Source organism: Pseudomonas sp. (genome assembly GCF_048269965.1).
GTDB lineage: Bacteria > Pseudomonadota > Gammaproteobacteria > Pseudomonadales > Pseudomonadaceae > Aquipseudomonas.
This window is the reverse complement of the sequence record NZ_JBLWTV010000007.1, coordinates 49,582-62,485: the sequence shown is the minus strand read 5'-3', so window position 1 is coordinate 62,485 and position 12,904 is coordinate 49,582. Positions and strand designations below refer to the sequence as shown.

Below are 12,904 nucleotides of genomic sequence, written 5' to 3'. Positions count from 1 at the left end.
CGCACAGAAATTGCCGGAAGCCATTTTTGACCTCGCTTGCGACGGCCCAAAGAGGGGCCGTCAGGGATGGCAGGCCATAAAAAGTGCGTCTTTTCGGGGCCTTGGTTTGCTTCTTGCATTTTCCTGCCCATTGCCGGAATGCGCTGCCTATGACCATCAACGACGCTCTGCATCGACTGCTACTCGACAACCTGACCACCGCCACCCTGCTGCTCAACAGCCAGCTGTGCCTTGAGTACATGAACCCGGCGGCGGAAATGCTCCTGGCCGTCAGCGGCCAGCGCAGCCATGGTCAGTTCATCAGCGACCTGTTCACCGAATCGCCAGAGGCGCTGTCATCGCTGCGCCAGGCGGTGGAGCAGGCTCATCCGTTCAACAAGCGTGAAGCCGTGCTGACCTCGGTCACTGGCCAGACGCTGACCGTGGACTACGCCGTCACCCCACTGTTCAGCAAGGGCGAAACCCTGCTGCTGCTGGAGGTGCATCCACGTGATCGCCTGCTACGCATCACCAAGGAAGAGGCGCAGCTGTCCAAGCAGGAAACCACCAAACTGCTGGTGCGCGGCCTGGCCCACGAAATCAAGAATCCGCTCGGCGGCATTCGTGGCGCAGCACAACTGCTGTCGCGCGAACTGCCCAACGAAGAGCTCAAGGACTACACCAACGTCATCATCGAAGAGGCCGACCGCCTGCGTAACCTGGTCGACCGCATGCTCGGCTCGAACAAGTTGCCGTCGCTGGCGATGACCAACGTGCATGAGGTGCTGGAGCGCGTCGCCAACCTGATCGAAGCGGAAAGCCAGGGCAGCATCACCCTGGTGCGCGACTATGACCCGAGCATTCCGGACCTGCTGATCGACCGCGAGCAGATGATCCAGGCCGTGCTCAATATCGTGCGCAATGCCATGCAGGCCATCGCCGGACAGAAGCACGACATGGGTCTCGGGCGCATCAGCCTGCGTACCCGCACCCTGCGCCAGTTCACCATCGGCCATACGCGCCACCGTCTGGTGGTCAAGGTCGAGATCATCGACAACGGCCCCGGCATCCCGCCTGAGCTGCAGGAAACCATCTTCTATCCCATGGTCAGCGGGCGTGCCGACGGCACCGGCCTGGGCCTGGCCATCACCCAGAACATCATCAGTCAGCACCAGGGCCTGATCGAGTGCGAGAGCTATCCCGGCCACACCGTATTCTCGATCTTCCTACCGCTGGAACAAGGAGCGCCCACGCCATGAGCCGCAGTGAAACCGTCTGGATTGTCGACGACGATCGTTCCATCCGCTGGGTACTGGAAAAGGCCCTGCAACAGGAAGGCATGACCACCCAGAGCTTCGACAGTGCCGACGGTGTACTCGCCCGCCTGACCCGCCAGCAGCCGGACGTGATCATCTCCGATATCCGCATGCCCGGCGCCAGCGGCCTCGACCTGCTGGCCCGCATCCGCGAGCTGTACCCGCGCCTGCCGGTGATCATCATGACCGCGCATTCCGACCTGGACAGCGCGGTGGCCAGCTATCAGGGTGGCGCCTTCGAATACCTGCCCAAGCCGTTCGACGTCGACGAGGCCGTCTCGCTGGTCAAGCGCGCCTTCCAGCACGCTCAGGAACAACAAAGCCTGGCCGCGCCCGCAGCGCAGGCACGCACCCCGGAAATCATCGGCGAGGCGCCGGCGATGCAGGAGGTGTTCCGCGCTATCGGCCGCCTCAGCCATTCCAATATCACCGTGCTGATCAATGGTGAATCCGGTACCGGCAAGGAACTGGTGGCTCACGCCCTGCACCGCCACAGCCCGCGCGCGGCAGCGCCGTTCATTGCGCTGAACATGGCGGCGATCCCCAAGGATCTGATGGAGTCCGAGCTGTTCGGCCACGAGAAAGGTGCCTTCACCGGCGCAGCCAACCAGCGTCGCGGTCGCTTCGAGCAGGCCGATGGCGGCACCCTGTTCCTCGACGAGATCGGCGACATGCCGGCCGACACCCAGACCCGTCTGCTGCGCGTATTGGCCGATGGCGAGTTCTACCGTGTCGGCGGCCACACCCCGGTGAAAGTGGACGTACGCATCATCGCCGCCACCCACCAGAACCTGGAAACCCTGGTGCAGGCCGGCAAGTTCCGTGAAGACCTGTTCCACCGCCTCAACGTCATCCGCATCCATATCCCACGTCTGGCCGATCGCCGCGAGGATATCCCGACCCTCGCTCACCACTTCCTCGCCCGTGCGGCGCAGGAACTGGCAGTGGAGCCCAAGCTGCTCAAGAGCGAAACCGAGGATTACCTCAAGCACCTGCCCTGGCCGGGCAACGTGCGCCAGCTGGAGAACACCTGCCGCTGGATCACCGTCATGGCCTCGGGCCGTGAGGTGCATGTCGACGACCTGCCGCCGGAGCTGCTGACCCAGCCGCAGGACGCCGCACCGGTGACCAACTGGGAGCAGGCGCTGCGCCTGTGGGCCGACCAGGCCCTGGCACGTGGCCAGTCCAACCTGCTCGACAGCGCCGTGCCGGCGTTCGAGCGCATCATGATCGAGACCGCACTCAAGCACACAGCCGGCCGCCGCCGCGACGCCGCCCTGCTGCTGGGCTGGGGTCGCAATACCCTGACGCGCAAGATCAAGGAACTGGGCATGAAGGTCGACGGCGGGGATGACGACGACAGCGACGACTGATCCCGCCGGCGTTACGAAAAAAGGGCATCCCATGGGATGCCCTTTTCATTTTCCCCGGATTGCATCCGGGCTACGGCGCTTGTCTCCCCTCTCCCGCTTGCGGGAGGGGCCGGGGGAGAGGGTCTATCCGGCAACACCGAACCGCCTGAACCACCTTCTCCCCAGCCCTCTCCACTAGGCTCTGTACGAAAAGTGCCTGCGCTCGGTGATGCTTCGTTAAAAACGGGTTCGGAATGCTCATTTACAGCTCGTAAACTCCGCTTCCTCACCCGATTTTGCCTCGCCTGACCTTCGCTCGGCGACTTTTCGTACACACCCTAGGCGTGCCCCCAATAAATGGGAGAGGGGGCAGACTGTGCAAATCACTTGTCTCTGACTCAACCGCGCTGCGCGTTCTTGATCGATATCTGCGTGTTCAGCGTCCAGAAGTCATAGAGCACACCGATCAGGAACAGGCCGCCGGTGAACAGATAGATGATCCCGGTGATCCACTTGCCCTGATACATGCGGTGCACACCGAACACACCGAGGAAGGTCAGCAGGATCCACGCCACGTTGTAGTCCGTATCCCCCGCGGTAAAGCGCAGGTCGGCCTCGCGATCCATCGAGGGAATCAGGAACAGGTCGATGATCCAGCCGATGAAGAACAGTCCCAGGGTGAAGAACCAGATGGTACCGGTGACCGGCTTGCCGTAGTAGAAGCGATGGGAACCGAGAAAACCGAAAATCCACAGCAGATAGCCGATCAGCTTGCTGTGCGTATCCTGTCGTTGCATGACGAACTCCTTGTACGAGGTGCAGCTATGACGCTGCGCGCCGAGTGAAGGTTTCATTTTCGCAGAAACGATGCAACACAACGAATGACTTGATAGCTGTACGACGCCCATATACTGTATAAAAAAACAGTATAGATATCGCCTGCCATGCAACTGATCGAAAAGCTCACCATCCTCGCCGACGCAGCCAAGTACGACGCTTCCTGCGCCAGCAGTGGCGCGCCAAAGCGCAGCTCCAAGGGCAAGGACGGCATCGGTTCGACCAACGGCATGGGCATCTGCCACAGCTACACGCCGGATGGTCGCTGCGTGGCGCTGCTGAAAGTCCTGCTGACCAACTTCTGCCTGTACGACTGCCAGTACTGCATCAACCGACGCTCCAGCGACGTGCCGCGTGCGCGCTTCACCCCCGAGGAAGTGGTGACGCTGACGCTGGACTTCTACAAGCGCAACTGCATCAGCGGCCTGTTCCTCAGCTCCGGCATCATCCGCTCGGCCGACTACACCATGGAGCAGTTGATCCGCGTCGCCAAGCTGCTGCGCCAGGAGCACCAGTTTCGCGGCTACATTCACCTCAAGACCATCCCCGATGCTGCACCGGAACTGATCGCCGAAGCCGGCCTGTACGCCGATCGCCTCAGCGTCAACATCGAACTGCCCACCGAGACCAGCCTGGTGCGCCTGGCGCCGGAAAAGAACGTCGGTAGCATCCACAAGGCCATGCACAACATTCATCTCGGCGAGCGCGAGGCCAGGGAAGAACGCCGCGCGCCGCGCTTCGCCCCGGCCGGGCAAAGCACGCAGATGATCGTCGGCGCCGATGCCACCGATGACAGCACCATCCTGCACAACGCCCAGAGCCTGTATCACGACTATCGCCTGCGCCGCGTCTACTACTCGGCGTTCAGCCCGATTCCGCAGAGCCCCAAGACCGTGCCCTTCGAAGCGCCACCGCTGCTGCGCGAGCACCGCCTCTACCAGGCCGACTTCCTCATGCGCGGCTACGGCTTCAGCGCCACGGAGCTGCTGGCCGGCCCTGGCAACCTGGCGCTGGACATCGACCCCAAGCTGGCCTGGGCGCTGGCCAATCGCGAGCAGTTTCCGGTGGACCTCAATCGTGCCGACGAGTCGCTGATCGCCCGCGTGCCTGGCATCGGCGTGCTCAGCGCGCGGCGCCTGGGTGCGTTGCGGCGGGAACGGCGCATCCGCTACGAGGATCTGACCCGCCTGCGCTGCGTACTGGAAAAGGCCAAACCCTTCATCATCACCCAGGATTACCGCCCGCCACGTGCCGAACACGAGTCAGTGGTACTGCGCCAGCAACTGCGCGACACACCAGCACAGATGGCGTTGTGGTGATGCACAGCCTGCGCTTCGACGGCACCTTCGCCACCTGGCGCCAGGCCGCGCGCCGCGCCCTGCTGCAAGGCCTGGCACCGCACCAGTTGCAATGGCTGGACGAAGAGGCAGCGCCTGGACTGTTCGACCAGCCCGCCGAGCGCGCGCCGGAGCCCAACGGTCGCCTGCGCGTATCGCCCGAACTGCTGGAGCTGCTGGAAAGCGCCGCGCAGTACCGGGGCGACGAGCGCTGGAGCCTGCTCTACCGTGTGCTCTGGCGTTTCGTGCAGGGCGAACGCAGCGCCGTACTGGCCGGTGACCCCGACGGCAGTGAGCTGCATCGTCGGCTCAAGGCCGTGCGCCGTGAGGCCCATCACTTGCACGCCTTCGTGCGTTTTCAGCCGAGCAAGGCTGCGGGCGCGCCGGACTTCGTCGCCTGGTTCGAACCGGCGCACGACATTCTCGCCTCGGCCAGCGGCCACTTCGCCGAGCGCCTGGGCAAACACAGCTGGCTGATCGCAACCTCGCGTGATGGCGTTTACTGGGATGGCCAACGCCTGCAGCATGAGCGTCGCTGCCCAGCGCAGTGGCAAGCCTGGGCGCAACAGCCCGAGGATGACGGTCAGGCCCTGTGGCGTGCCTACTACGGCAGCACCTTCAACCCGGCACGGCTCAACCGCACGGTGATGCAGCAGCATCTGCCGCTGAGATTCTGGAAACACCTGCCGGAAGGCCCGCTGATTCCGCAACTGATGAGCGAAGCACGCGCCGGCGCGCAGCGCGATGGCCAGGCATTGGTGCTGGCAGGCAGGAAGGGCAAACGCATCGCCCGGATAAACGAAGGGGACGCATCGCGCCCCCTGTCTGACAGCATCAGCGGAAGCGACGCCCCGGATCTTCCTCGCTGACCTCCAGCGCCAGGCCCTGAGCCATGCTGGTCAGGTGATCGCCATCGGTTTCCGAGCCGAGCTTGATCATCAGGCGCAGGTCGTTGGCCGAGTCGGCGTAGAGCAGCGCATCTTCGTAGGTGATCTCGCCCTGGGTGTAGAGGTTGTACAGCGCCTGGTCGAAGGTCTGCATGCCCTGCTCGGTGGAGCGTTTCATCAGTCCCTTGAGCTCGTGCACCTCACCCTTGCGGATCAGGTCGGCGGCCAATGGGGTGTTGATCAGCACCTCGATCACCGCGCGGCGGCCCTTGCCATCCGGGGTCGGCACCAGTTGCTGGGCGACGATGGCCTTGAGGTTGAGCGACAGATCCATCCACACCTGGTTCTGCCTGTCCGCCGGGAAGAAGTTGATGATGCGGTCCAGCGCCTGGTTGGCGTTGTTGGCGTGCAGGGTGGCCAGGCACAGGTGGCCGGTTTCGGCGAAGGCCACGGCATGATCCATGGTCTCGCGGGTCCGCACCTCACCGATGAGAATCACGTCCGGCGCCTGACGCAGGGTGTTCTTCAGCGCCACTTCGAACGACTCGGTGTCGATGCCCACTTCACGCTGAGTGACGATGCAGCTCTGGTGCTGGTGGATGTATTCGATCGGGTCTTCGATGGAGATGATGTGGCCGCTGCTGTTCTTGTTGCGGTAGCCGATCATCGCCGCCAGCGAGGTGGACTTGCCGGTACCGGTGGCACCGACGAACAGCACCAGGCCGCGTTTGGTCAGCGCCAGCTTCTTGAGGATTTCCGGCAGCTTGAGGTCGTCGAGGGTGGGGATGTTGGTCTCGATCCGGCGCAGCACCATGCCCACCAGGTTGCGCTGGTAGAAGGCACTGACGCGGAAACGACCGATACCACGGGCACTGATGGCGAAGTTGCACTCATGGTTCTCGGCGAAGTCGCGGCGTTGCGCCTCGTTCATCACGCCCAGCACGGTCTCGCGGGTCTGCTCCGGCGACATGGCGTTCTTGGTCACCGGCATGATCTTGCCATTGACCTTCATCGACGGCGGTACGCCAGCGGTGATGAACAGGTCGGAGCCGCCTTTTTCGACCATCAGGCGCAGTAGTTTTTCGAATTCCATCGTCGTTCTCGCAGCTTCGTGTGCAATGCCTGCGGCAACCATCTGCCGAATCGCAGGAGCGAGCTCTGATCGCGAACAGAGCTTGGCGAGCAACGCCCGCTCCTACACCAGTTCCTAGAAGTTTTCCGGGCTCTTGGCCTTCTCGCGCGCACTGTCGCGGCTGACCAGCCCTTTGGACACCAGCGTCTTCAGGCAGGCATCGAGGGTCTGCATGCCCAGCGCGCCACCGGTCTGGATCGACGAATACATCTGCGCGACCTTGTCCTCACGGATCAGGTTACGAATGGCCGGGGTGCCGATCATGATTTCGTGGGCGGCGACACGGCCACCGCCGATCTTCTTCAGCAGGGTCTGCGAGATCACCGCCTGCAGCGATTCCGACAGCATCGAACGGACCATCGACTTTTCCTCGGCCGGGAACACGTCGACCACGCGGTCGATGGTCTTGGCGGCGGAGGTGGTGTGCAGGGTGCCGAATACCAGGTGGCCGGTTTCTGCGGCAGTCAGCGCCAGGCGGATGGTTTCCAGGTCGCGCATCTCGCCCACCAGGATGATGTCCGGGTCTTCACGCAGTGCCGAGCGCAGGGCTTCGGAGAAGCCGTGGGTGTCGCGGTGCACTTCACGCTGATTGACCAGGCACTTCTTCGACTCGTGGACGAATTCGATGGGGTCTTCGATGGTGAGAATGTGGTGGTACTTGTTGCTGTTGAGGTAGTCGAGCATCGCCGCCAGGGTGGTCGACTTGCCCGAACCGGTGGGACCGGTAACCAGCACCAGGCCGCGCGGCACGTCGGTGATCTTGCGGAACACTTCGCCCATGCCCAGGTCTTCCATGGTCAGCACCTTGGACGGAATGGTACGGAACACCGCACCGGCGCCACGGTTCTGATTGAAGGCGTTGACCCGGAAACGCGCCACGCCCGGCACTTCGAAGGAGAAGTCGGTCTCGAGGAACTCTTCGAAGTCCTTGCGCTGCTTGTCATTCATGATGTCGTAGATCAGCGCGTGTACCTGCTTGTGATCCAGCGGCGGCAGGTTGATGCGGCGTACATCGCCGTCGACGCGGATCATCGGCGGCAGACCCGCCGAGAGGTGCAAATCCGACGCGCCTTGCTTGGCGCTGAAGGCGAGCAGCTCAGTGATATCCATGGGACTCCCCAATTACAAGCAAGCAGGTAGAATGCCGCAAACCCTGAGAAGGTGTTTACAAAGCAGCGAGCGAAGGTCAGGCAAGGCGAAGTCAGGCGAAAAGGCGCAGTGTACGAGCTGTACATGAGCCTTTTGAGGGTGACTTCAACGCAGCATGGTCGAGCGCAGCAGTTTGTAGACGCCCTCTCTAGAGGTAGGGCTTTATAGAGCGCAATTAATGTCCACGATAGCAGAGAATATTGCAAAGGTCGGAGCGCGCATCCGTGAGGCGGCGCAAGCCTCGCAGCACAATTTGGCGGATATCGGCCTGCTCGCGGTGAGCAAGACCAAACCAGCAGCGGCCATTCGCGAAGCCCACGCCGCCGGCCTTCGCGATTTTGGCGAGAACTACCTGCAGGAAGCGCTGGAAAAACAGGCCGAATTGAGCGATCTGCCCTTGATCTGGCACTTCATCGGCCCCATTCAGTCGAACAAGACCCGGCCCATCGCCGAGCATTTCGACTGGGTACATTCGGTGGATCGACTGAAAATCGCCCAACGCCTCTCCGAGCAGCGCCCCGCGCACCTGCCGCCGCTGAATATCTGCCTGCAGGTCAATGTCAGTGCTGAGGACAGCAAATCCGGCTGCAGCCCCGAAGCGCTGCCAGAGCTGGCCAAGGCCGTCGCCGCCCTGCCCAACCTGAGCCTGCGGGGGCTGATGGCGATTCCTGAACCTACCGACGATGTCGCCGCGCAACATGCCGCATTCGCCCACTTGCGCCAATTGCGTGATGACCTGGCGCTGGACCTCGATACCCTGTCCATGGGCATGAGCCATGACCTGGAGGCCGCCATCGCCGAAGGCGCCACCTGGGTGCGCATCGGCACCGCCCTGTTCGGCGCCCGCGATTACGGCCAGCCCACCCATTGAATGAAGGAATTCCCGTAATGAGCAACCCGATCATCGCCTTCATCGGCGCCGGCAACATGGCCGCCAGCCTGATTGGCGGTTTGCGTGCGCAGGGCGTGCCGGCCAGCGCCATCCGCGCCAGCGAGCCCGGCAGCGAACAGCGCGCCCGTCTGCAGCAGGAGCATGGCATCGCCACCTTCGCGGATAACGGTGAAGCCATCAAAGGCGCCGACCTGATCGTGCTGGCGGTCAAGCCGCAGATCATGAAGGCGGTATGCCTGGATCTGGCTCCGCACCTCGCGCCAAATCAGGTGATCATCTCCATCGCCGCCGGCATTAGCTGCGCCAGCCTGGAAAGCTGGCTGGGCGAGCGCCCGCTGGTGCGCTGCATGCCCAATACGCCGGCGCTGCTGCGCCAGGGCGTTTCCGGCCTGTTCGCCAACCCGCGCGTCAGCACCGAGCAGAAAGCCCAGGCCGAACAGGTGCTGAGCGCCGTGGGTCTGGCCCTGTGGCTGGACAGCGAAGCGCAAATCGACGCAGTCACTGCCGTATCCGGCAGCGGCCCGGCTTATTTCTTCCTGCTGATCGAAGCCATGACAGCGGCTGGCGAGCAGCTCGGCCTGCCGCGCGAAACCGCTGCCCGCCTGAGCATCCAGACCGCACTGGGCGCTGCACGCATGGCCAGCGAGAGCGATGTCAACGCCAGTGAACTGCGTCGCCGCGTCACCTCGCCGAACGGAACCACCGAAGCAGCAATCAACACCTTCCAGGCCGGCGGCTTCGAAGCGCTGGTACAACAGGCACTGAATGCCGCCGCCAATCGCTCGGCCGAACTGGCCGAACAACTGGGTCAATAAGGGAAGCAAACATGTCCGGACTCATCGAAGCCCTGATCTACATCATTCAGACCCTCGGCAGCCTGTATCTGCTGATCGTCCTGCTGCGTTTCATCCTGCAACTGGTGCGCGCCGACTTCTACAACCCGCTGAGCCAGTTCATCGTCAAGGCCACGCAGCCGCTGGTGACGCCCCTGCGGCGGATCATCCCCGGTTTCGCCGGGCTGGATCTGGCCTCGCTGGTGCTGGCCATCCTGGTGCAGCTGCTGCTGATGGTCGTCACCCTGACGCTGATGGGCTACAACGTCGGCGGTTTCATCCTGCAACTGCTGGTGTGGTCACTGATCGGCGTGACCTCGCTGTTTCTCAAGGTGTTCTTCTTCGCCATGATCATCAGCGTGATCCTCTCCTGGGTCGCCCCAGGCAGCTACAACCCCGGTGCACAGCTGGTCAATCAGATCTGCGAGCCGCTGCTGGCGCCGTTCCGCAAGTTGCTGCCGAACCTCGGTGGCCTGGATATCTCGCCGATCTTCGCCTTCATCGCGATCAATCTTGCAGACCGCTTCATCATCGGCGGCCTGGCGGCATACACGGGCCTGCCGCCCATGCTCAGCCCCTTCCTCTAGCATGAGAGTCGCGCAGCGACACCTTCCTTGCTGACCTTCTCCCTCCGGGAGAAGGTGGCGCGCAGCGCCGGATGAGGGGTATGCCGATCAAGACCGCAAGTTTCTACCGCTGGGACGGCGAGGACCTGATCCTCGACTGTCACCTGCAACCCAAGGCGAGCAAAAATGAGTTCGCCGGGCTGCAGGGTGATCGGCTGAAGATCCGCCTCACCGCCCCACCGATCGAGGGCAAGGCCAACGCCCATCTGCTGGCCTTTCTGGCCAAGGCTTTTGGCGTGGCCAAGAGCTAGGTGAGCCTGGAAAGCGGCGAACTCAATCGGCAGAAACGCCTGCGCATTCGCGCTCCGAAGAACCTGCCGCCGATTCCCGGCCTGCAGCGCGCCTGATGACCACTCAGCCACCAGACCCGACCACAAGGCGGGACTGTACAAGCCGCCAATTGACGGCCGCCCTGTACCTCGCATAATGCAGGTTATTCTCGCGAATGCCGTGCTTCCTGGCGGCAACGCCAACCGAACAGTCACGCAGCCCCAGCAAGTGGATGAACTTGCCGAGAGGAGAGCCAGGATGAGCATGGAACGTCTCAGCCAGCAGGTTGACGCTTACGTCGCCTGGAAACGCGAACTGATGCGCGAGATCACGCGTTATCGCAGCTGGCTGGAACACAACCGGCTCAACTCCGAGGCAGTTCAGGCCAAGCTCGAACGCGCCCTGAAAATCCTGCGTACCGACCACATCACCCTGGCCTTCGTCGGCGAGTTCTCGCGCGGCAAGACCGAGCTGATCAACAGCCTGTTCTTTTCCGAATACGGCCAGCGCATGCTGCCTTCGCATGCCGGGCGTACCACCATGTGCCCGACCGAACTGTTTTTCGACCCGCGCTCGGAACGTCCCTACATCCGCCTGTTGCCCATCGAGACGCGCACGGCCTCGGCCAGCGTCGCCCAGTTCAAGCGCATTCCCCGGCACTGGGTGAACATCCCACTGGACACCAGCGACCCGGCCAACATGGCGCTGGCTTTCAGCCAGGTGGCCAAGACCAAACCGATGCCGGTCGAGCAGGCAATCCAGCTCGGCTTCCACCCGGACATGCTCGAAGGCACCGGAAAGCGCGGTCAGGTGCTGGTGCCAGCCTGGCGCCATGCCATGGTCAACTTCGACCACCCGCTGCTGCGTCAGGGCCTGCGTATTCTCGACACTCCCGGTCTCAACGCCCTGGGCAGCGAGCCGGAGCTGACCCTGTCGATGCTGCCCAATGCCCAGGCGATCATCTTCCTGCTGGCCGCCGACACCGGCGTCACCGCCAGCGACATGAGCATCTGGCAGCAGCACATCCGTCAGCTCGAGGAGGACACCCAGACCAGCCTGTTCGCCGTCCTCAACAAGATCGACGTGCTGTGGGACGACCTGGCAGGCGAGACCTTCGTGCAGAACGCCATTGGCCAGATCCAGAGCGCCACCGCCAAGCAGCTGGGCATCGCCAAGCAGGACGTACTGCCCCTGTCGGCCAAGCAGGCGCTGCTGGCCAAGGTGCGCAAGGACGAGGAACTGCTGGCACGCAGCCAGATGGCCGGTCTGGAGACCCTGCTGTGCGAGCGCATCGTCGCGCAGAAGGAACGCCTGATCGAAGATAACGTGGTGCGTCAGGTGCTGGCGCTGCTCAATAACAGTCAGCACGTGCTCAGTCTGCGCCTGGAGAAAGTCAGCGAACAGCTGGCCCTGCTCGGCAGCCATCAGCAGGACAACGGCCAGTTGTTGTTCGAGCTGACCGCCAAGACCAAGGAAGATCACAGCCGGCATCACAAGCGCCTGCTCGGCCTGAAGACCAACCAACGCCTGCTGCAACGCCAGGGTCAGCTGCTGCGCCACGCCGCACGCGCCGAACGCCTGGAAGAACACCTGAGCGAGGTGCGCCGCAATCTGACCGGCAGCTGGACCACCCTGGGCATCAACCAGGCCATCCTGCATTTCTTCCGCGCCGTCGAGCAGGATCTGCACAACCTGCAGCACGAAGCCGACATGGCCAACAAGATGGTTGCAGCCATCTATCGCCGCCATAACGAAGACAACCCACTCGGCGGTGTCGATGCGCCGCAGTTCAAGATCCAGCGTTATCTGCGAGAGCTGAAGAAACTGCAGGAAAAGGGCGACCAGTTCCGCCTGCACCTCAAGACCCTGCTCACCGAGCAGCGCAGCCTGACCCGGCGCTTCTTCGCCACCCTGGCCCAGGAAGTGATAGGCCTGCACCAGCGCCTGCGCCTGGATGCCGAGCAATGGGCCGCCGATGCGCTGATGCCGCTGATGCAGCACACCCTGGAACACAAGCAGATGCTGGAAAGCCACATGCTGCGCCTCAAGGCCCTGGCTCAGGAAACCCAGCAGACGCGCAAACGCAGCCTGCAACTGGCGCGCTACCGGGAAGAACTGGAGCAGCAACTGGCCCAGGCCAGCGACATGCTGCGCGTGCTGCGCCGCCCGGCACCGGTGCAGCGCCAGGGCAAGGTGGTCAACCTGCCGATGGCGGCGCGGCCACAAAGCCTGTAGAGCGGAGCGGGCGCCCAGCTCGCTTGCCGCTTAGGTCGGTGCTCTTTAGACTGGCGCCC

At 63.2% G+C, this 12,904-nt stretch carries 11 protein-coding genes and 1 pseudogene; 9 read left to right on the top strand and 3 right to left on the bottom strand.

Translation table 11 applies throughout. The annotated features are described in order from the left end of the window. Positions 1-149 precede the first annotated feature (149 nt). Together glnL and ntrC are read left to right on the top strand one after the other, a co-directional pair. The gene (gene glnL, locus ACN0X6_RS10325; protein WP_017675830.1) at positions 150-1,238 is read left to right on the top strand and encodes a nitrogen regulation protein NR(II); all 1,089 of its coding nucleotides are present in this window, start codon (positions 150-152) and stop codon (positions 1,236-1,238) included. Then, the gene (gene ntrC / locus ACN0X6_RS10320) at positions 1,235-2,668 is read left to right on the top strand and encodes a nitrogen regulation protein NR(I) (protein WP_003463926.1); all 1,434 of its coding nucleotides are present in this window, start codon (positions 1,235-1,237) and stop codon (positions 2,666-2,668) included. Before glnL ends, ntrC begins: the two co-directional genes overlap by 4 nt. A gap of 377 nt (positions 2,669-3,045) precedes the next feature. Here the strand turns inward: ntrC and ACN0X6_RS10315 are convergent, their stop codons facing one another. Then, positions 3,046-3,444 (bottom strand): NINE protein, encoded by a 399-nt coding sequence (locus ACN0X6_RS10315; RefSeq protein ID WP_021490398.1) that lies wholly within the window; start codon positions 3,442-3,444, stop codon positions 3,046-3,048. 147 nt (positions 3,445-3,591) lie between these two features. On the opposite strand from ACN0X6_RS10315, the gene ACN0X6_RS10310 reads away from it, so the two are divergent. Together ACN0X6_RS10310 and ACN0X6_RS10305 are read left to right on the top strand one after the other, a co-directional pair. After that, complete coding sequence (locus ACN0X6_RS10310) at positions 3,592-4,803, top strand: putative DNA modification/repair radical SAM protein (RefSeq protein WP_417703669.1); 1,212 nt, start codon at positions 3,592-3,594, stop codon at positions 4,801-4,803. Further along, positions 4,803-5,690, top strand: coding sequence for a TIGR03915 family putative DNA repair protein (locus ACN0X6_RS10305; RefSeq protein WP_417703667.1), 888 nt, complete (start codon positions 4,803-4,805; stop codon positions 5,688-5,690). Before ACN0X6_RS10310 ends, ACN0X6_RS10305 begins: the two co-directional genes overlap by 1 nt. Here the strand turns inward: ACN0X6_RS10305 and ACN0X6_RS10300 are convergent. Then, positions 5,656-6,801 (bottom strand): PilT/PilU family type 4a pilus ATPase, encoded by a 1,146-nt coding sequence (locus tag ACN0X6_RS10300; RefSeq protein ID WP_196477003.1) that lies wholly within the window; start codon positions 6,799-6,801, stop codon positions 5,656-5,658. The genes ACN0X6_RS10305 and ACN0X6_RS10300 overlap by 35 nt on opposite strands. Before the next feature lie 114 nt (positions 6,802-6,915). Continuing rightward, complete coding sequence (locus tag ACN0X6_RS10295) at positions 6,916-7,950, bottom strand: type IV pilus twitching motility protein PilT (RefSeq protein ID WP_045735678.1); 1,035 nt, start codon at positions 7,948-7,950, stop codon at positions 6,916-6,918. 217 nt (positions 7,951-8,167) lie between these two features. Between ACN0X6_RS10295 and ACN0X6_RS10290 the strand changes: the two genes are divergently transcribed. The 5 genes and pseudogenes from ACN0X6_RS10290 to ACN0X6_RS10270 all read left to right on the top strand — a co-directional run bounded on the left by ACN0X6_RS10290 (position 8,168) and on the right by ACN0X6_RS10270 (position 12,845). Further along, the gene (locus tag ACN0X6_RS10290) at positions 8,168-8,860 is read left to right on the top strand and encodes a YggS family pyridoxal phosphate-dependent enzyme (RefSeq protein WP_417703665.1); all 693 of its coding nucleotides are present in this window, start codon (positions 8,168-8,170) and stop codon (positions 8,858-8,860) included. Positions 8,861-8,877: 17 nt separating this feature from the next. Continuing rightward, positions 8,878-9,696: a pyrroline-5-carboxylate reductase gene (proC, locus tag ACN0X6_RS10285; RefSeq protein ID WP_417703663.1), complete on the top strand. Its 819-nt coding sequence runs from the start codon at positions 8,878-8,880 to the stop codon at positions 9,694-9,696. Between the two features lie 11 nt (positions 9,697-9,707). Then, on the top strand, positions 9,708-10,301 hold the full coding sequence (locus tag ACN0X6_RS10280) for a YggT family protein (protein WP_417703661.1): 594 nt from the start codon (positions 9,708-9,710) through the stop codon (positions 10,299-10,301). An 80-nt stretch (positions 10,302-10,381) separates the two neighbouring features. Further along, a pseudogene (locus tag ACN0X6_RS10275) lies at positions 10,382-10,687 on the top strand (DUF167 domain-containing protein). A gap of 181 nt (positions 10,688-10,868) precedes the next feature. Further along, a complete protein-coding gene (locus ACN0X6_RS10270; protein ID WP_417703659.1) occupies positions 10,869-12,845 on the top strand; it encodes a dynamin family protein in 1,977 nt (658 codons plus the stop codon). The last annotated feature ends 59 nt before the right edge of the window (positions 12,846-12,904 follow it).

What these genes read in the sequence shown, in the direction of transcription:
- glnL (WP_017675830.1), top strand. Translation starts at nt 150, where the DNA reads ATGACCATCAACGACGCTCTGCATCGACTGCTACTCGACAACCTGACC.
- ntrC (WP_003463926.1), top strand. Translation starts at nt 1,235, where the DNA reads ATGAGCCGCAGTGAAACCGTCTGGATTGTCGACGACGATCGTTCCATC.
- ACN0X6_RS10315 (WP_021490398.1), bottom strand. Translation starts at nt 3,444, where the DNA reads ATGCAACGACAGGATACGCACAGCAAGCTGATCGGCTATCTGCTGTGG.
- ACN0X6_RS10310 (WP_417703669.1), top strand. Translation starts at nt 3,592, where the DNA reads ATGCAACTGATCGAAAAGCTCACCATCCTCGCCGACGCAGCCAAGTAC.
- ACN0X6_RS10305 (WP_417703667.1), top strand. Translation starts at nt 4,803, where the DNA reads ATGCACAGCCTGCGCTTCGACGGCACCTTCGCCACCTGGCGCCAGGCC.
- ACN0X6_RS10300 (WP_196477003.1), bottom strand. Translation starts at nt 6,801, where the DNA reads ATGGAATTCGAAAAACTACTGCGCCTGATGGTCGAAAAAGGCGGCTCC.
- ACN0X6_RS10295 (WP_045735678.1), bottom strand. Translation starts at nt 7,950, where the DNA reads ATGGATATCACTGAGCTGCTCGCCTTCAGCGCCAAGCAAGGCGCGTCG.
- ACN0X6_RS10290 (WP_417703665.1), top strand. Translation starts at nt 8,168, where the DNA reads ATGTCCACGATAGCAGAGAATATTGCAAAGGTCGGAGCGCGCATCCGT.
- proC (WP_417703663.1), top strand. Translation starts at nt 8,878, where the DNA reads ATGAGCAACCCGATCATCGCCTTCATCGGCGCCGGCAACATGGCCGCC.
- ACN0X6_RS10280 (WP_417703661.1), top strand. Translation starts at nt 9,708, where the DNA reads ATGTCCGGACTCATCGAAGCCCTGATCTACATCATTCAGACCCTCGGC.
- ACN0X6_RS10270 (WP_417703659.1), top strand. Translation starts at nt 10,869, where the DNA reads ATGAGCATGGAACGTCTCAGCCAGCAGGTTGACGCTTACGTCGCCTGG.